Raw genomic sequence first — 16,798 nt, 5'->3', positions numbered from 1 at the left:
ATTGATATAAAAACAATACAAATGAAACAGTTAATATTAGTAATACTATTGTGTGTGTCTACATTAGGAATAGCACAAGATAATAAAGCGGTTCGTACAATTACGACTTATGGATCGGTAGAAATACAGTCAGAAAAAAAGCAATATAAAACAGATGTTACATTGTCTTTAGAGAATAACTATTATGCTGAAAACCCTTGTACAACACTAGAAGAATTAAAAGCAAAATATTTTGAAGCAGTTAAAAAATTAGGCGTAGATACCTCAAAATTTGTTCAAGATGATTTGGCTTATGCAGCAACAGGTTATAGAAAAGACGGTACAATACTGCATTTCGAAACTTTAGAGAAGACAGAAATTTTAAAAGTAACAAGTATAAATATGGCTCAAGTGATGCCGAGTTATGTACAAGTTAGAGATGTTGTATCTAAAAATCAATTAAAAGAATTGGTAAACAGTGCTTTAAAAAAAGCAAAAGCCAATGCTCTGTTACTTACAGAGGCTTCAGGTGAAGAACTAGATAGAATTTATTCAATAAATAGTTATGATTTAGATGGCGATGCTTACTGGAGAACACCAAATTCAGGACCTTCATATTTAAGACTAACCGTAGTTTATTTATTAAAAGATTAATGCGTTTATAGGCTTTGGATTGTCCTGAAATATGATTTATTAGTTAGGGTTGAAGTCTGCGATGCATTGGTTCCCAACAATGCTCGCAGACTTTTTGTTTAAATAAAACACGAGTTATTCAATACGCTTATAGTTTTCTGAATAAATTTTGTTGCCGTCTTCATCTAATTCAATTTGTTCAAAACGATTTTCGGTAAGTTCAAGCTCAAAATTAAATTGGTGTTTCTCTTTTATAACTTCATTCATAAAGGCTGAACCAAATTCTAAGGATTCAGTAAGATGGCCATCATCGTAAGAATAGGATCCAAATCCAAAAAACTCAATAGAATCTGATTTTAATAGTTTACACCACATAACTTTACTATCTGAATACATCTTTATTTGTCTAGAAATGGTGTTGTTAGAAAATGAATCTACAACGACATTATCCTTATAATTATAAAATCCTACAAGTTCCCAAGTTCCTTTTAAACGATTGGTGTTTGCTCTGATTTCAGTATCTACAGTAGATACTTCCATATCGGTTTTTGATTGATCTTTACAAGCATAAATGAACACAAAAACCATACTTAATAATAAAAATTTTAATTTCATAATCTTGATGTTTTAATGGTTAAACACCTATAAGTTAGTGAATTAAAATTTAAAATCAGGCGTATTTAATATGTTTATAGTGTGATAAGAAGTGTTAATAACTATTCTGTAAGGTTTTATTCAAAAAACCTACTTTTGTTTAACGAAATAAAAACGAATAAAATGGCAGATACAATTGAAAAAGTAAAGTGTTTAATTATAGGTTCTGGTCCAGCAGGTTATACTGCAGCAATTTATGCATCTAGAGCTAATATGGCGCCTGTTTTATACCAAGGTGAGCAGCCAGGTGGTCAGCTAACCACAACTAATGATGTTGAGAATTTCCCTGGATATCCAGAAGGTATTACTGGCCCAGAAATGATGATGGAGCTTCAAAAGCAAGCTGAGCGTTTTGGAACTGATGTACGTCATGGTTGGGTAACAAAAGTGGATTTTTCTGGAGATATACATAAGGCATGGATCAATGAAGAAAAAGAAATTCATGCAGATACAGTAATCATTTCAACTGGAGCTTCTGCTAAGTATTTAGGTTTGCCTTCTGAGCAAAAATACTTGAAATTAGGAGGTGGTGTCTCAGCATGTGCGGTTTGTGATGGGTTCTTTTATAGAAATCAAGAAGTCGTAATTGTTGGAGCAGGAGATTCTGCTTGTGAAGAAGCACATTACTTATCTAAATTGTGTAAAAAAGTAACAATGTTGGTAAGACGTGATGAGTTTAGAGCGTCTAAGATTATGGCACAACGTGTTATAAATACAGAAAATATAGACATCCTTTATAATACAGAAACCGATGAGGTCTTAGGTGATGGTCAGGTGGTTACAGGTGTGAGCGTGTTTAATAATCAAACCAAAGAGAAGCATGTCATAGATGCAACAGGATTCTTTGTTGCTATTGGACATAAGCCTAATACAGATATATTTAAAGGGATTTTAGATTTAGATGATACGGGTTATATCATTAATGCAAAACCAGGTACAAGTAAAACCAATGTAGAAGGTGTATTTGTAAGTGGTGATGCTGCAGACCATGTTTATAGGCAAGCGATTACAGCTGCAGGTACAGGTTGTATGGCAGCATTAGATGCAGAACGATATTTAGCAGCTAAGGATGCAGATTTTGAAATTGCAACGTCTAGTTATAACTAAATTTTTTACCATATTATATGAAAGCCGAAACGTATGTTTCGGCTTTTTTTATGTATAAATTTTAGAGATAATTCAATTTTTGTGTTAAAAAATATGATATAATCAGTTATATGATTTTTGTCATAATTTAAAATGTTATTAATGTAAATCTTTGCATAAACATTAATAGCAAGACAATGAAACATTCAATTAAATTCCCAGTATTTTTTATTTTAATTATTATGAGTAGTCTATTTTCTACTCAAATAACATATTCACAAAACTTCACTTTAAGCAATTCTAATTCAGTATTAGAAGTACACGGTACATCTTCTTTACACGATTGGCATTTAGATACAGAAAAACAATCTGGTACACTAGTAATTTCTAATACAGAAGATTTAGCAATTGAAAGTTTAAGTATTTCTATAGAAGCAGAAAGCCTTAAAAGCGGAAAATCTTCTATGGATAACAATACTTACGAGGCCTTAAACACGGATGATTATAAGACTTTGGATTATAAGCTTACTTCTGTTAGCTCAGTTGAAAAACTTACAGACACTTCATTTAAAGTTACCATTGTAGGCGATATGACGATTGCAGGTGTTACCAAATCCTTAGCAATAAGTTTATCCGTAAAACTCGATGGATCTAAAGTGTCTTTAGAGGGTGAAAAGTCTTTTAAAATGACAGATTTTGGTGTAGATCCGCCAAAAGCACTTTTAGGAACAATTAAAACAGGAGATGAAATAAAAATCATCTTTAAATCAATATTCAATAAAAATTAATTAATAACAATTAAACCAAATAAATATGAAACCAGTATTAAAACTCGTAACCCTTTTCATTGTAATTACAATGGGATATACAGTATCAGCACAAAACAAAGCAAAAAGAGATTTAGATAACTATAGAGCTCCAGATCAAAGAGGTGTAAATTTATTTGAAGCAAAAAAAGACACAGTTTCAACTTTTGAAGATATAAAAGTAAGAATAGGAGGTGCGTTCGCATTACAGTATCAGGCTTTAGATAATGAAAACTCAGGTTCTGTAGCACTAGCAGAAGTTGGTAGTAACTTTAACCTTGCCACAGCTAACTTAGATTTAGATGTAGCACTTTTTGATGGTGTAAATATGCACTTAAGAACTTATTTGTCTTCTAGACACCACAATGAACCATACGTAAAAGGTGGTTATTTTCAAGTTGATAAATTAGATTTTATAAAAGAAGGTTTCTTAGGCGAACTTATGAAAAAGACGACTATTAAAATAGGTCACATGGAAAATAACTATGGTGATGCACACTTTAGAAGAAGTGATAATGCAGAAGCTATACATAACCCATTTGTAGGAAACTTAATAATGGATTCTTTTACAACAGAAGTTGGTGCCGAAGTATATTACAATACAGGTAATGGTTTCTTTGGTATGGTAGGCTTTACAAATGGTAAACTAAATCAAAGTACTTCTATTTCTGACGGATCTACTGGTGGAGCTGCATTTTTGGCTAAAGTAGGCTATGATAAGCAAATATCTGATGACTTTAGATTTAGATTATCTGGTTCTGTTTACAATACAGGTTATGCACAAAATGTATACTTATATTCTGCAGATAGAGCAGGTTCTAGATATTACAATATTTTACAAGATGCCTCTGCAACAAATGATAACTTTAGATCAGGACGTTTTGATCCATCTTTTTCAAATCAAATTACAGCGATAATGATTAACCCATTTGTTAAGTATGGTGGCTTAGAAGTGTTTGGTACCTTAGAATTAACATCTGGAAGAGATTTAGCCGAAACAGATAGAAGAAATGCAGAACAATATGCAGGTGAGGTTATTTACAGATTTGGAGAAAAAGAAAATGTGTTTATGGGAGCGCGTTACAATACAGTTAGTGCAGAATTAGCTAGTGGTGACGATGTTAGTGTAAATAGATTTCAGTTTGGTGCAGGTTGGTTTTTGACTCAAAATGTACTTTTAAAAGCAGAATATGTAACTCAAGAATATAACGATTACCCTACAGCTAATCTTTTAGAAGATGCTAAGTTTAATGGACTTATAGTTGAGGCTGTTATTAGTTTCTAAAAGGAATAATTAACTTGGTCTTTGTCTGTTTAGATGAAGACCATTTTTATTTTCATTATGGTAAGAACATTATTATTTCTCGTTTTCTTTTTTATATGCGCTCTTGAAACAGAGTACAAAAAGGAGGATGCTACAACTAAAGAATTAACGGTTGTTTTGGCAACAGATAGTTTTTTAAAAATTAATGGAAAAACCAATGTGAGTACTTTTGAGTGTGAGTTTAATATGTCTGCTATCTCAAAATCCATAGCTATTACCTACGTAGATTTTGAAAACAATATAGAATTTGACGACGCTAAATTAATACTGCCTAATGTAGAATTTGATTGTGGTGGTAAAGCAATTAATAAAGATTTTAAAGCCTTATTAAAAACAGAAGAATTTCCAGAAATTACACTTAAATTAATAGAATTATCTAAAGTTAAAACAAGTAGTAACTCTAGAACAGCTACAATTGAAATTTCTATAAGTAATGTGGTAAAAACTTACAACATACCAGTGTCTATAGTAAATAATGACATACTACATGTAAATGGCGTTATGCCATTAGATATAACAGACTTTAACTTAGTTGCACCAGCAAAAATGTTAGGAATGGTTAAAGTTTCTCCTTTAATAGAAATAGAATTTTCACTTAAAATAAAAGCTTCTTAAATTTATAGCTTCTTTTTTTGCAATTTTGAAGTGTCTTCAAATTTAGTAATAGTAATCGCAGGACTACCAAATAAATAGATCTCGCTATTTCCTGAAGAAGAAATTGAAATAGTTTCTAAAGCGGAAATACTTAAGTCGCTAGAATCTTCAGTATATACATCTACAGAAGTAACATCAAATTTAGATCCATTAAAATTTGTAGAATTATCTAATCGTATTACAGAGGAATTGGTATTACCTTCAATAACAGCATCAGAACGTTGGTACAAATCAAAATCTGAAATTTTTGATGTAATTAAAGCGTCTAGCTTGCTATTATCACTCAATTCAATTTTGGTAGAATCTGCTGTTAGATTTAATCTTGTTTTAGATTTACCAGAACTTTTATAATCAAACGTTTTTGAAACAATATTTAAATAGGCTCTAGAATTATCTGAGGTTACTAATATGGCATCGTCGAGATTCATTGTCGTTAATGATCTTATTTCGCCATCACCTTTGGTTTCAATAGTGTGTAAGCCATCACCATAATTTACCGTAATATTTAGTTTCTTTTTTGATGAAATACGCTTCTTTTCAATAAAGGTAAGTGTGCCTTCAATAACATTAAAATCTATAACCTCGTGTAAATTATCATCTGCTTCAATATTTACAGAAGGCTTACTGTTATAAACTATTTCAATTGAAAAATCGCCATCCACAACTATGGTATGAAAGTCATCGATATACGTTTGTTTAATTGTAACGTTGCGGTTACCTTTAATTTTCTCTTCTGATTGTGCTATAACATTTGGCACCAAAGTGATAGATAAAAGAAGAATGAGTAGTAATTTTTTCATATTCTTAAGTTTACTGTCATATAAGAGACACACAACGCACTAAAATAGTCACTTTTTGTTTGTTTTGACCTATAATTTTCGTTCTGTTTGTCAATATTAATGATTTCTATTTAATATTGGTCAATTAATAACTAATAAACTAAAGTAAACAAAAACCATCCCAAACTCTTTTTTAGTTAGAATTTAGGATGTTGTTTGTTGAATTTTAACGTGTTAAGCGTTGGTTGGACTTCTTGTTCTATCTTACTATTCTTGTCTAACACTTCCGGCAGATGTGTCTGTTTTATCTATTTTTTCTGGGTTTCCAGAATATCTAATATCGCCTCCGCTTGTGGCTTTGGCCGTAAGGGCTTTTGAGGTATTTACGGAAATATCTGCACCACTCGTTGCTTTTACATTAGAAGTCTCTGCTTTCAGATGCTGTGCATTAATATCACTTCCACTAGTCGCACTAGCGTTTAAAGTGGTGGTTTCGCCACTTAAAGTTATGTCACTACCACTTGTAGCATTACAATCTAAATGATTGGTTTTTACATCCAAGTTTATATCTGCTCCGCTAGTCGTTTGGAGCTCTAGTTGATCTACTGCAATGGTGTTTTTTGATAAGACATCACTTCCGCTTGTGGCTTTAATGGAAGCAATAGATTCAACGTTTACTAGAACTTTTTTAGATGTTGCACGTCTTATGTTTTCAGAAGAATAGATTTTTAAAGTACCATCTTCAATATCTGTCATTATGAGATCCATAAGGTTTTCATCTGCTTCTACGGTAAGTGAAGGCGTAGAAGATTGTGTAATGTGTACGTCTAAGCCTTGACTAACTTTAATCTTATCAAAGTTATTTTGAATTGGCCTTTCATCCTTTATTACATTGCCGTTTCCACTAACACCTTCTCCTAATTGCATTGAAAAGTTGCAAGAAAACATTAACATGCTAATAATACTGGTTACGATAATTCTTGTAAGTGTGGTCATGATAAATTGATTGATTGATTGATTGATTGATTGATTGATTGATTGATTGATTGATTTTGTTCGTTTTTTGATTGATAAATTATACTACAAAAGTGTAGTTTATTTAGTTATGACTATAATTTTTAATACTGAACTGTAAATTTTCATAACTCAATTGTCATTTACTTCAATATCTACACCATCTTCATTAATTTTAACGCTGACCTCTGGTGTATCCTTTTGAGATGGTTTTTTGTTAGTGATGGCTTCAATTATTTCATTTTCTTCATCCGCAAATTCAGATTTTTCTTCGTTCTCTAGTAGACAATCCAAACACTCCACATCGCCTTCAATAATTTTAAGATAATGCGCTTCCATACCGCTTTTTAGGATATCGTTGTAGTATCTAGAATTTTGATGATAATGATGCGTGTTTTGGTCAGCAAATAAGATAGATCCTATAGGTAAGTTTAGAATTATAGTTACCTCTTGGTCACTTAATTTGTTGTCTAATTCAGTAGTTAAAAAAGCATCAAGATTGAGATGATTATTGTTAAAATGATAGTTGTAAATTATATTGTCTGCTCTATGTTTTGCAGTCCTGTAATTGCTGCCTGTAGCTTCTTTGTTTATAATTATAGAAGCTAAAGAATCTTTGGTAGAACGGACTATTAACCTTATGTTAGAGGAGGTAATTGAACGGCCATTGTCATCTTCATAAATTCTATATCCTCTATTATTGTTATAGAAATAATCATTGCTGCTATCAAAACCTACCATCGATACATGTATTGTGTCATTGGCTTTAATAGGTAATTGTTCATTCAGTGTTACTTTAGCGTCAAATGCATGTTCTGTTGCTTGCCTTATACCTGTAATGACTATACCAATTATGGCCATAATCCATAGACCTAAAAGTGTGAATTTAGCAATGCTACCTATAGATTTTAAGTTGTTTATTAAAATCTTTAATCCTAAATAAAAGACAAAGAAAAACGGAATTCCGATAGCAAAAAACAATAAAAGTGACATAAGCCAAATAGGTATGTTAGCAGCATTAGAAGCTTCAATAAAATCCATACCTGGAAAATGAACGGCATTGGTTACACCTACAGTAAAGAAGGCCACAACGAGTCCTATAATAGTGCTAATTCCAATAATGATTAACAATACACCTATAAATTTTGCTATGACTTTTAAGAAAAACATGATTATAGATCCTATGCCTTCAAAAAAGTGTTGTGAGCTCGATTTTAGTTTATTGCCTTGTTTCTGAAAATCTACGCTTCTAACAGTCTCAGAGATGTTATCAGATACGTGATCAAATCCTTCTTTTAATTTGTCTCCATGTTTTTTTAAATCTACATTTTTTACGGTTTCTGAAACGGTGTCAATGCCGTCTTTAATTTTTTTTTCAATGTTACTGATATTAACGGGATCTCCAGACATCGTTAATTTTTCTGCAGTTGTTTTTGCTTCAGGTATTAAAGCCCAAAGAAGAATGTAAAGCAGTAATCCTGTACCAGCACCAAAGATTAATAAAAACCATAGTAATCTAATCCATAAGGGATCAATTCCAAAATAGTGTCCTAGTCCAGCAGAAACACCACCAATATAAGAATTGTCAGTATCTCTAAATAAACGTCTAGACGCGTATGATTTTTGCTGATAGTTACTGCGTTTTGGTTCATCTTCAAAGATTTCGTCATCTACAAGATAATCTTCAGGCTGACCCATTATGGTAATAACCTCGTCAACGAGTTTAATACCAACGACTTGTTTTTCATTCTGTATTCGTTCTGAGAACAGTTCTGCGATACGAGCTTCTATGTCTGAAATAATTTCAGATTGACCTTGAGAGTCTGTAAATGAACGTTTTATAGCCTCAAGATAGCGTGATAATTTAAGGTAAGCATCTTCATCTATATGGAAGAATATACCTGCTAAATTTATATTGACTGTTTTATTCATTTTTTTGTTGTTTTTGTGTTGGTTACTAGGTTTACGGCATTTTGTAAGTCACTCCATGTAGAGTTTAACTCGCTTAGAAATAGTTTTCCTGTTTCTGTAAGTCCATAATATTTTCTTGGTGGTCCAGATGTAGATTCTTCCCAACGATAATTGAGTAATCCAGCATTTTTTAATCTTGTTAATAGTGGATATATGGTACCTTCTACAACAAGCATTTTTGCGTCTTTTAGTGTGCCAAGAATTTCTGCGACGTAAGCATCTTCATCTTTTAAAATAGATAAAATGCAATACTCCAGAACACCTTTACGCATTTGTGCTTTTGTGTTTTCTATCTTCATGTGTTATGAGTCTTTAATTCTATTAAACGGTTCATTTTTTGATTGATGATTAATGTATTTTGAAATCGTGAGTGATTAATTCACATTGTATTATTTTAAAAAATTGATGGTAAATGGATATTTATAGGGTTGGCCATCTCTTGCAGACAAACTAGCTTTTACAATTAAAGCCAATTCTATGATAAAGGCAATTATGGCAATAGCTCCTAAACTGCCGCCAATATATAGTAGAGGAGAAGGTTCGCCAACATTGATATGAAAATCATGAAATCCATTAAAATCAAGAACATCTAAGCCTCTAAATAATTTAAAAATAAAAAAAGGAACACTCAGTGTGCCTATGATTAGGGCATATAATAACACACTAATTTGAAAATTAATAGCTTGCTTTCCATGTGCATCTATAAATTCTGACTTGTCTTTATTAACAACCCAAAGGACTATAGGACCTATAAAGTTTCCAAATGGTATTACAAATCTTGAAAAGGTAGATAAGTGGATAAATGTGGCTAAATTTTTATGATGATTTTCTAACATAATAAAAAGTATATAATAGTTGCTTATACAAATATATGTCTTTAAAAAGGTATTATGTTACGCATAGTACTAAAAATTAACATTTCCTTAACATTAGTGAGGTTAAATATTTTCGGTTATTTTAGTGAAAAATATTAAAAACATATATGAATATCACAGCATCAAAACTTAATAAATATCTCATGTTTAAGCTACCAGCAGCATACTTTACAGGTGTGAGAACTAAAGAATTAAATGCCAATTCTTGCATTGTCACGGTAAAACACCGTTGGGTAAATCAAAATCCTTTTAAATCTATGTTTTGGGCAGTGCAAGGCATGGCTGCAGAGTTAACAACAGGTGCTTTAGTAATGAAAAAAATTAACGATAGTGGTAAAAAAGTATCTATGCTTGTGGCTTCAAATAACGCATCATTTACAAAAAAAGCGACAGGAAGAATTACATTTACTTGTAATGAAGGTCATAAAATTGATGATACTATTACCAAAGCGATTGAAACTGGTGAAGGACAAACAGTATGGTTAAATTCTAAAGGCATTAATGCAGAAGGAATAGAGGTTTCAACATTTAATTTTCAATGGACTTTAAAAGTGAAATCATAAATGCATGAATAATCTACTGTAACAAATTTTAAAAATTACCTACATATATCTGAATCAATAAAATCAATTTAATAATTAGCTATGGAAAGATTACCAGACAATAACAACAGGCAGGCACACGAAATAGATTATCGTATTTACGGTGAAGAAATGCAATATGTAGAAATAGAACTAGATCCACAAGAAGGTGTAATTGCAGAATCGGGTAGTTTTATGATGATGGATGATGGTATTAAAATGGACACCATTTTTGGAGACGGATCGCAAAAAGATACTGGGTTTTTAGGAAAAATTTTAGGTGCAGGAAAACGCATACTAACCGGTGAAAGTTTGTTTATGACAGCTTTCTATAACGACTTAACAGGGAAACGTAATGTCTCTTTCGCTTCGCCTTATCCTGGGAAAATTATTCCGATTGACTTAACAGAGTTTGGCGGGAAATTTATTTGCCAGAAAGATGCCTTTCTGTGTGCCGCTAAAGGGGTTAGTATAGGAGTGGAATTTTCAAAAAAATTAGGTCGAGGCCTTTTTGGAGGTGAAGGCTTCATTATGCAAAAACTTGAAGGTGATGGTATGGCATTTGTACATGCAGGTGGCACAACTGCCGTAAAAACCTTAGCTGCTGGTGAAACCTTAAGAGTAGATACAGGTTGTATTATTGGGTTTACACAAGGTATTGACTATGATATAGAATTTATTGGAGGTATTAAAAACTCTATATTTGGTGGTGAAGGTTTATTCTTTGCCAGATTACAAGGGCCTGGCAAAGTATATATTCAATCCTTGCCATTCAGTAGATTGGCTGGCCGCGTTTTGGCTTCTGTTCCTAGAAGCGGAAAATCTAAAGGAGAAGGCAGTATTTTAGGTGGTATTGGTGACCTTCTAGATGGCGATAATCGGTTTTAAAATTCGGATAAAATGACATTGTTATTTTACAATACGAATTATTTAAATAGAGGTACGGCAAAAAATATTTAACTTAATAAGCTGTTAATTTTTTTTAATATCTAAATGTCATTATTTTTTTTTTGCTATCTTTAAGCATATTTAAAACTTAAGCCTATTATAAAAATCTACTTTTGTTAAACCTAAAACATAAAATAACCTATGGCAAGAGCAATGTATGAGTATACAAAAACTGTACTTAGCAAAGTGAGTTTTGATGCATCATTATTCTGTAAGGAAGTTGAAAAAGCGGTGAGACGTTTATTACCTCATGAACTTGAAGAACTAAGAATATATATTCAATCCTTAATCAATCAAAACCCAGAACTAGATAAATGTTTAATTTATTTAAAAGCATAAAAAAAAAGCGACATACGTGTCGCTTTTTTTTATACCTAATCTTATCTTTGCCAAAAATCTTTACTTCTGAATAAATTAATAGTTTTTATATTGCTATTTGTGTTTGCATTACGTCCTATATACTTTGTGGGTAACGTGTTGTACTATCAACTCAATATAGATTATATTATAGAGACTTATTGTATAAACAAGGATCAGCCAGAATTGCAATGTAATGGTAAATGTCATTTAGCAAAACAATTATCTGCTGTAGATAATACAGATGATGAAGGGCAAGCCATTATAAGTTTATTTGATTCCTTTTTTCCGGTTTTTACAGGAACATTTATCACTATTGATATCAAGAATTTCAAATTATATTATAATAAACAAAAAATAGGCGCCTATTCTCAAAATTACGCCTATCATTTTGAGTACGTCCATTTTAAACCACCCATTATTTAATTTTATTTTTTTCTGAATCTAAGGATTCCCTATTTGCAATCTCTTATGTATTGAGATCATATCTGCTGTGCTATAAACTGAAGTTTTAGCGCGTTATATGTCTTTTTGTGTTGTGTTAGTATCACAACAACAACAACAACAACAACAACAACAACAAAGTTTATAGAGATTGTCACGTATTTAATATTAAAACATAAAATTTTTTAAAATGAAATTACTCAAATTTACATTTGCACTCTTTGCATGTGCAATTTTAATAAACTGTTCATCTGATGATGACGACAATAACGAAGATTTAACGGATGAAAAAGGCGATTTAATACTAAAATTCGACAATGCTGTTGGTGATTACGATTTTATTTTTGAAACGTCTTACACCAAATCTAACGGTGAATCGTATCAACTTAATAATTTAAAATATATCATTAGTAACGTTCGTGTTACAGATACTGATGGTAATGTCTATACCTATCCTGCAGAGGATAATGCCTTTATTGTAGATGAATTAGATGGCAACAATGCTGGTGAAATTTTTATCACTTTAGATGATATAGATGCTGCAGATTATACAGCGATTACTTTTGGCATTGGCATAGACCAAGAACGTTTTGCTTTAGGTGCAGAAGGACAAGGTGACTTTTTAGATTTGGCATCAGAAGAAGGTATGATGTGGAGTTGGGCATCTGGTTATAAATTTGTTAGGTTTGATGGTGTATTTACGACGTCTACACTAACAGACGAACCGTTAAATATTCATATGGGAAGTGTTGGTTCATCCTTAGATAATTATAGAGAAGTTACTTTAAGTTTTCCTAATACGGTTTTAGTAAGGGAAGATAAAACACCAGAAATTCATATCAAAGCAGATATTTCAAAAGTATTTGATGGTGCAACATCGGTAAATTTTTCAGAAGGCTATGATCAGGTACATACTGATGCCACTGAGACACCAGTAATTGCAAATAATATGCAAACTGTATTTGAAGTACATCACGTACACAACGACTAATAATCTTAAACGACTGAGGCGCTAGTGTTTCAGTCGTTTTTTAATGTATTGATTATGAATAAAATTAGTGTGTTGTTATTAATAGTGATTGGCATTCTGTCTTGTTCGGAAGCCTCAGATATTGTAAAGTACGAACCAGTTACTCTAGCCTTAGAGATACCATCTAATTTTCCAGACATAGTATATAATTTAGATAATAATCCTCTTACAGAAGCCGGCTTTGAGTTAGGTAAAGATTTGTTTTATGAAGGAAAGTTATCTTCAAATAATGCAATTGCTTGTGCGTTTTGTCATGAACAAGCGTTTGCATTTACTCATCATGGCCATAATTTAAGTCATGGTGTAAATGGAGGTGTCGGTTTTAGAAATGCACAACCTATACAAAATCTAGCTTTTCAAACGTCTTATATGTGGGATGGTGCAGCTTCGCACTTAGACCTACAACCAATAATTCCATTAACTAGTGATATTGAAATGGGAGAAACATTTAGCAATGTTGTCACTAAGTTGCAAGCAGAACCATACTATCAAGAAAAATTTACTAGAGCGTTTGAAGATGGCGAAGTGAATACAGAAAATATGTTAAAAGCCCTATCTCAATTTATGGTTATGATGATTTCTTCAAATTCTAAATATGATAAATATGTAAGAAATGAAGATAATGTCACTTTAACAGAACTTGAGTTGAATGGGTTAAATACATTTCAAAATAAATGTGCAACATGTCATGCTACAGATTTGTTTTCTGATCAAAGCTTTAGAAATAACGGACTATCAATTAATCCGTTATTAAACGATCAAGGTCGTTATGATATTTTAGAAGACCCAAATGATTTATACAAATTTAAAGTACCAAGTTTAAGAAATGTAGAAGTCACGTATCCTTACATGCATGATGGTCGATTTTCAACGCTGCAAGCCGTTTTAGATTTTTACGATTCGGCTGTGGTTGATAATGGCAATGTAGATGACGTATTATTAAGAGCTGATGGCAGTTATGGCATTACGCTTTCTGATTATGAAAAAGAAAGCATCATCGCTTTCTTATATACTTTAACCGATGACCAATTTTTAGAAGATGAACGTTTTTCAGAATATTAAATTAAGTCTATTAGGACTCCTTTTAATTAGTTTAAGTACTAATGTGCTCTCAGCTCATAATAATACAACCTCGTGTAATCAGCACAGCACCTATGCATGGTTTTGTGATTTATGCGGTTGTTCTACAAGTAGTGGTAGTTTTGGTTTTGGAACTTTGAGTAATGCTAATTTTATTGGCTTACGATATATATATCAAAATTTTGAATCAAAAACAGGGATTTTTAGAAATTCTCCTGTGAGTAAAGAAACTTTTAATACAGTACAACTTTGGGCACAGATTCCATTAAATGATAAATTTTATGTCACTGCAAATGTACCGTATCAAGATTTGAGTAGAACCTACCAAGGGCAAACAGAACATTTAAATGGCTTAGGCGATGCAAGTGCAATAGGATGGTATAAGCTTATGTTTTATAAGAAAAAAAGTAACGATACCACAGCGATAAATTATAATTTAACAAAAGAACCGTCTGGACATTCGTTACAATTTGGTTTAGGAGTAAAATTACCAACAGGAAAATTTGAAGAACGGTTAATAGATAATGTAAATCCAGGATTTCAAGTCGGTACAGGTAGTGTAGATGGTATTTTTTCCTTAGGCTATAATTATGGTGGTGATAAGATAGGTGTTAATACACTTTTAAGTTATTATTTAAAAGGAGAAAACAAAAATGAATATCAGTTTGGTAATCAATTTAGTTATGCCGTTAATGTATATACAGTGTTTTCAAAAGAAAAAATGAATATTATGCCTTTCGCAGGAATTTCTGGAGATGAATATGACACCATTAAGCAGTACAATGAAAGCCTAAATGATACTGATGGAAGTATACTAAATGCTTCTTTAGGCTCTGAAGTGGCTATTGAGAAGTTTATTTTTGGAGCGAGTTATACACTACCAATATATCAAAATTTGTTTGGAGACAATGTGCAATCTAAACAACGGTTATCACTGTATGTCAATTTTGCATTGTAGAATAACGGTTGTTATCATTAGAAAAAACCTCATAACAGATGAGACATGTTATGAGGTTTTATTTGGTTATTATTTGGCCTTAGGACTAATAATTTCTACATTCTGAAAAGCAATAGCACCTCTTATAATTCCCGAAATGACACTGTGTAAAGCATCAATGATCTGCATTTTTAGTTCACTCTTATGATAAATAATACTGACCTCTCTCGCTGGTGAAGGCTCTTTAAAATGCTTTAAATTTGGACTTAATTTTTCTCTCACATCCAAGGTATGTAAGTAAGGTAAAAGCGTCATGCCTAAACCTTCATTAGATAATTTAATTAATGTTTCAATACTTCCACTTTCAAGTTGAAAGTTATCATCAATTTGATCTTTAAAGGTTTTACATAGATTAATGACGCCATCTCTAAAGCAATGCCCATCTTCTAAAAGTAGCATGTCATCAATATCTAAATCAGAAACCTCAATAGATTTAAAGTCTTTTAATCTATGGCTTTCAGGTATATAAGCCACAAATGGTTCGTAATATAAAACACGTTCTTTTATATTATCGCTTTCTAAAGGTGTGGCTGCAATTGCGGCATCTAAGTGGCCATCGCTAATACGTGTTAGTATTTCTTCAGTGGTTAATTCTTCAATTTTTAATTTAACTTTTGGGTATTTTTTAATGAAGTTTTTTAAAAACATTGGTAATAACGTCGGCATAATAGTAGGTATAATGCCTAATCTAAATTCGCCACCAATAAAACCCTTTTGTTGGTCTACAATATCTTGTATTCTATCAGCTTCATTGACTATGTTTCTAGCCTGAAAAACTATTTTTCTTCCAACTTCAGTAAGCTCAATAGGTTTCTTTCCTCTATCAAAAATTGTAATGTCTAATTCATCTTCTAATTTCTGAATTTGTGTGCTTAAGGTAGGTTGAGTGACAAAACATTTTTCAGCTGCCTTTGTGAAATTTTTATGTTCTGCTATGGCTAAAGCATATTTAAGTTGTGTAATGGTCATAACTATTAATTTTGGCTATAAAAGTATTAAAACTATTCATAAAAACTATAATATATTTTGCTTATTTATGTCTTAATTTTGATGTAACAAAAACAAGAGATTATGACACTAAATAGTATAGGTTTAGATACCAAGAAAACAGAAGAATTAGCAAATGATTTAAATGGATTATTGGCCAATTTTCAATTGTATTATCAGAATTTAAGAGGTATACATTGGAATATAAAAGGTCGTGGTTTTTTTGATCTTCATGTTAAGTTCGAAGAATTGTATACAGATGCCAATGTTAAAGTTGATGAAATTGCAGAGCGAATATTAACGTTAGGTGCAACGCCTTTACATACGTTTGAAGATTATACCAAAGCAGGGAAAGTGCCAGTAGGAAAAAATATTTCTAAAGATGAAAAAGCGGTAGAACTTATTGTAAATTCTTTAAGTGAATTACTAAAAATTGAACGTTCTATATTAAGTGCTGCAGGAGATGCAAACGATGAAGGAACGGGTTCTATGATGAGTGACTTCATTACAGAACAAGAAAAAACGGTTTGGATGATGAAAGCCTGGTTAGGAGAGACGGTTTAAAACGTCTTAGGCTTATAACTAAAAAAACCTTCAGA

The 16,798-nt window shown here is 31.8% G+C and carries 20 protein-coding genes; 13 read left to right on the top strand and 7 right to left on the bottom strand.

Annotation, left to right across the window (positions count from 1 at the left end; translation table 11 throughout):
• The first annotated feature begins 21 nt into the window (after nucleotides 1-21).
• On the top strand, nucleotides 22-633 hold the full coding sequence (locus tag HNV08_RS10575) for a hypothetical protein (RefSeq protein WP_173281286.1): 612 nt from the start codon (nucleotides 22-24) through the stop codon (nucleotides 631-633).
• A 114-nt stretch (nucleotides 634-747) separates the two neighbouring features.
• On the opposite strand, the gene HNV08_RS10570 is transcribed toward HNV08_RS10575, so the two are convergent.
• Nucleotides 748-1,227 carry a hypothetical protein gene (locus tag HNV08_RS10570; RefSeq protein ID WP_173281285.1) on the bottom strand — a complete coding sequence of 160 codons (480 nt, stop codon included), beginning with the start codon at nucleotides 1,225-1,227 and terminating at the stop codon, nucleotides 748-750.
• Between the two features lie 162 nt (nucleotides 1,228-1,389).
• Here HNV08_RS10570 and trxB point away from each other — a divergent pair, with 162 nt between their 5' ends.
• The 4 genes from trxB to HNV08_RS10550 all read left to right on the top strand — a co-directional run bounded on the left by trxB (nucleotide 1,390) and on the right by HNV08_RS10550 (nucleotide 5,097).
• On the top strand, nucleotides 1,390-2,373 hold the full coding sequence (gene trxB / locus HNV08_RS10565; protein ID WP_173281284.1) for a thioredoxin-disulfide reductase: 984 nt from the start codon (nucleotides 1,390-1,392) through the stop codon (nucleotides 2,371-2,373).
• Between the two features lie 176 nt (nucleotides 2,374-2,549).
• A complete protein-coding gene (locus HNV08_RS10560; RefSeq protein ID WP_173281283.1) occupies nucleotides 2,550-3,140 on the top strand; it encodes a YceI family protein in 591 nt (196 codons plus the stop codon).
• A 25-nt stretch (nucleotides 3,141-3,165) separates the two neighbouring features.
• Nucleotides 3,166-4,443 carry a hypothetical protein gene (locus HNV08_RS10555; RefSeq protein WP_173281282.1) on the top strand — a complete coding sequence of 426 codons (1,278 nt, stop codon included), beginning with the start codon at nucleotides 3,166-3,168 and terminating at the stop codon, nucleotides 4,441-4,443.
• A 33-nt stretch (nucleotides 4,444-4,476) separates the two neighbouring features.
• A complete protein-coding gene (locus HNV08_RS10550; RefSeq protein WP_173281281.1) occupies nucleotides 4,477-5,097 on the top strand; it encodes a YceI family protein in 621 nt (206 codons plus the stop codon).
• Nucleotides 5,098-5,099: 2 nt separating this feature from the next.
• Here HNV08_RS10550 and HNV08_RS10545 read toward each other — a convergent pair whose 3' ends face one another.
• From HNV08_RS10545 to HNV08_RS10525, 5 genes are all read right to left on the bottom strand, one after another.
• The gene (locus HNV08_RS10545) at nucleotides 5,100-5,936 is read right to left on the bottom strand and encodes a GIN domain-containing protein (RefSeq protein WP_173281280.1); all 837 of its coding nucleotides are present in this window, start codon (nucleotides 5,934-5,936) and stop codon (nucleotides 5,100-5,102) included.
• 246 nt (nucleotides 5,937-6,182) lie between these two features.
• Nucleotides 6,183-6,911, bottom strand: a complete 729-nt coding sequence (locus tag HNV08_RS10540) for a head GIN domain-containing protein (RefSeq protein WP_173281279.1) — start codon at nucleotides 6,909-6,911, stop codon at nucleotides 6,183-6,185.
• Nucleotides 6,912-7,061: 150 nt separating this feature from the next.
• Entirely contained in the window at nucleotides 7,062-8,861 is a 1,800-nt protein-coding gene (locus HNV08_RS10535) for a PspC domain-containing protein (RefSeq protein WP_173281278.1), read from the bottom strand.
• Nucleotides 8,858-9,199, bottom strand: coding sequence for a PadR family transcriptional regulator (locus tag HNV08_RS10530; protein ID WP_173281277.1), 342 nt, complete (start codon nucleotides 9,197-9,199; stop codon nucleotides 8,858-8,860). The genes HNV08_RS10535 and HNV08_RS10530 overlap by 4 nt, the downstream gene beginning before the upstream one ends.
• A 90-nt stretch (nucleotides 9,200-9,289) precedes the next feature.
• Complete coding sequence (locus HNV08_RS10525; RefSeq protein ID WP_173281275.1) at nucleotides 9,290-9,736, bottom strand: DUF4870 domain-containing protein; 447 nt, start codon at nucleotides 9,734-9,736, stop codon at nucleotides 9,290-9,292.
• A gap of 146 nt (nucleotides 9,737-9,882) precedes the next feature.
• On the opposite strand from HNV08_RS10525, the gene HNV08_RS10520 reads away from it, so the two are divergent.
• From HNV08_RS10520 to HNV08_RS10490, 7 genes are all read left to right on the top strand, one after another.
• On the top strand, nucleotides 9,883-10,338 hold the full coding sequence (locus HNV08_RS10520) for a DUF4442 domain-containing protein (RefSeq protein WP_173281273.1): 456 nt from the start codon (nucleotides 9,883-9,885) through the stop codon (nucleotides 10,336-10,338).
• A gap of 81 nt (nucleotides 10,339-10,419) precedes the next feature.
• Nucleotides 10,420-11,244 carry a TIGR00266 family protein gene (locus HNV08_RS10515; protein ID WP_173281271.1) on the top strand — a complete coding sequence of 275 codons (825 nt, stop codon included), beginning with the start codon at nucleotides 10,420-10,422 and terminating at the stop codon, nucleotides 11,242-11,244.
• A gap of 201 nt (nucleotides 11,245-11,445) precedes the next feature.
• Nucleotides 11,446-11,643 carry a hypothetical protein gene (locus HNV08_RS10510; RefSeq protein ID WP_173281270.1) on the top strand — a complete coding sequence of 66 codons (198 nt, stop codon included), beginning with the start codon at nucleotides 11,446-11,448 and terminating at the stop codon, nucleotides 11,641-11,643.
• 99 nt (nucleotides 11,644-11,742) lie between these two features.
• Nucleotides 11,743-12,087, top strand: a complete 345-nt coding sequence (locus HNV08_RS10505; protein WP_173281269.1) for a hypothetical protein — start codon at nucleotides 11,743-11,745, stop codon at nucleotides 12,085-12,087.
• 208 nt (nucleotides 12,088-12,295) lie between these two features.
• Complete coding sequence (locus tag HNV08_RS10500) at nucleotides 12,296-13,096, top strand: MbnP family protein (protein WP_173281268.1); 801 nt, start codon at nucleotides 12,296-12,298, stop codon at nucleotides 13,094-13,096.
• A gap of 54 nt (nucleotides 13,097-13,150) precedes the next feature.
• On the top strand, nucleotides 13,151-14,197 hold the full coding sequence (locus HNV08_RS10495) for a cytochrome-c peroxidase (RefSeq protein ID WP_173281267.1): 1,047 nt from the start codon (nucleotides 13,151-13,153) through the stop codon (nucleotides 14,195-14,197).
• Nucleotides 14,175-15,173, top strand: a complete 999-nt coding sequence (locus HNV08_RS10490; protein WP_194242001.1) for a transporter family protein — start codon at nucleotides 14,175-14,177, stop codon at nucleotides 15,171-15,173. Before HNV08_RS10495 ends, HNV08_RS10490 begins: the two co-directional genes overlap by 23 nt.
• Nucleotides 15,174-15,242: 69 nt before the next feature.
• Here the strand turns inward: HNV08_RS10490 and HNV08_RS10485 are convergent, their stop codons facing one another.
• A complete protein-coding gene (locus tag HNV08_RS10485) occupies nucleotides 15,243-16,181 on the bottom strand; it encodes a LysR family transcriptional regulator (protein WP_173281266.1) in 939 nt (312 codons plus the stop codon).
• 102 nt (nucleotides 16,182-16,283) lie between these two features.
• Here HNV08_RS10485 and HNV08_RS10480 point away from each other — a divergent pair, with 102 nt between their 5' ends.
• On the top strand, nucleotides 16,284-16,763 hold the full coding sequence (locus HNV08_RS10480) for a Dps family protein (protein WP_173281265.1): 480 nt from the start codon (nucleotides 16,284-16,286) through the stop codon (nucleotides 16,761-16,763).
• Nucleotides 16,764-16,798: the final 35 nt, after the last annotated feature.

The organism is Winogradskyella eckloniae (genome assembly GCF_013249045.1).
In the GTDB taxonomy this organism is placed as follows: domain Bacteria; phylum Bacteroidota; class Bacteroidia; order Flavobacteriales; family Flavobacteriaceae; genus Winogradskyella; species Winogradskyella eckloniae.
The sequence above is the reverse complement of the archived record's forward strand: the minus strand, read 5'-3'. Positions and strand labels throughout refer to the sequence as shown.

What these genes read in the sequence shown, in the direction of transcription:
- HNV08_RS10545 (WP_173281280.1), bottom strand. Translation starts at nt 5,936, where the DNA reads ATGAAAAAATTACTACTCATTCTTCTTTTATCTATCACTTTGGTGCCA.
- HNV08_RS10480 (WP_173281265.1), top strand. Translation starts at nt 16,284, where the DNA reads ATGACACTAAATAGTATAGGTTTAGATACCAAGAAAACAGAAGAATTA.
- HNV08_RS10535 (WP_173281278.1), bottom strand. Translation starts at nt 8,861, where the DNA reads ATGAATAAAACAGTCAATATAAATTTAGCAGGTATATTCTTCCATATA.
- HNV08_RS10510 (WP_173281270.1), top strand. Translation starts at nt 11,446, where the DNA reads ATGGCAAGAGCAATGTATGAGTATACAAAAACTGTACTTAGCAAAGTG.
- HNV08_RS10485 (WP_173281266.1), bottom strand. Translation starts at nt 16,181, where the DNA reads ATGACCATTACACAACTTAAATATGCTTTAGCCATAGCAGAACATAAA.
- HNV08_RS10500 (WP_173281268.1), top strand. Translation starts at nt 12,296, where the DNA reads ATGAAATTACTCAAATTTACATTTGCACTCTTTGCATGTGCAATTTTA.
- HNV08_RS10570 (WP_173281285.1), bottom strand. Translation starts at nt 1,227, where the DNA reads ATGAAATTAAAATTTTTATTATTAAGTATGGTTTTTGTGTTCATTTAT.
- HNV08_RS10555 (WP_173281282.1), top strand. Translation starts at nt 3,166, where the DNA reads ATGAAACCAGTATTAAAACTCGTAACCCTTTTCATTGTAATTACAATG.
- HNV08_RS10525 (WP_173281275.1), bottom strand. Translation starts at nt 9,736, where the DNA reads ATGTTAGAAAATCATCATAAAAATTTAGCCACATTTATCCACTTATCT.
- HNV08_RS10550 (WP_173281281.1), top strand. Translation starts at nt 4,477, where the DNA reads ATGAAGACCATTTTTATTTTCATTATGGTAAGAACATTATTATTTCTC.
- HNV08_RS10515 (WP_173281271.1), top strand. Translation starts at nt 10,420, where the DNA reads ATGGAAAGATTACCAGACAATAACAACAGGCAGGCACACGAAATAGAT.
- HNV08_RS10540 (WP_173281279.1), bottom strand. Translation starts at nt 6,911, where the DNA reads ATGACCACACTTACAAGAATTATCGTAACCAGTATTATTAGCATGTTA.
- HNV08_RS10490 (WP_194242001.1), top strand. Translation starts at nt 14,175, where the DNA reads ATGAACGTTTTTCAGAATATTAAATTAAGTCTATTAGGACTCCTTTTA.
- HNV08_RS10575 (WP_173281286.1), top strand. Translation starts at nt 22, where the DNA reads ATGAAACAGTTAATATTAGTAATACTATTGTGTGTGTCTACATTAGGA.
- trxB (WP_173281284.1), top strand. Translation starts at nt 1,390, where the DNA reads ATGGCAGATACAATTGAAAAAGTAAAGTGTTTAATTATAGGTTCTGGT.
- HNV08_RS10530 (WP_173281277.1), bottom strand. Translation starts at nt 9,199, where the DNA reads ATGAAGATAGAAAACACAAAAGCACAAATGCGTAAAGGTGTTCTGGAG.
- HNV08_RS10520 (WP_173281273.1), top strand. Translation starts at nt 9,883, where the DNA reads ATGAATATCACAGCATCAAAACTTAATAAATATCTCATGTTTAAGCTA.
- HNV08_RS10495 (WP_173281267.1), top strand. Translation starts at nt 13,151, where the DNA reads ATGAATAAAATTAGTGTGTTGTTATTAATAGTGATTGGCATTCTGTCT.
- HNV08_RS10560 (WP_173281283.1), top strand. Translation starts at nt 2,550, where the DNA reads ATGAAACATTCAATTAAATTCCCAGTATTTTTTATTTTAATTATTATG.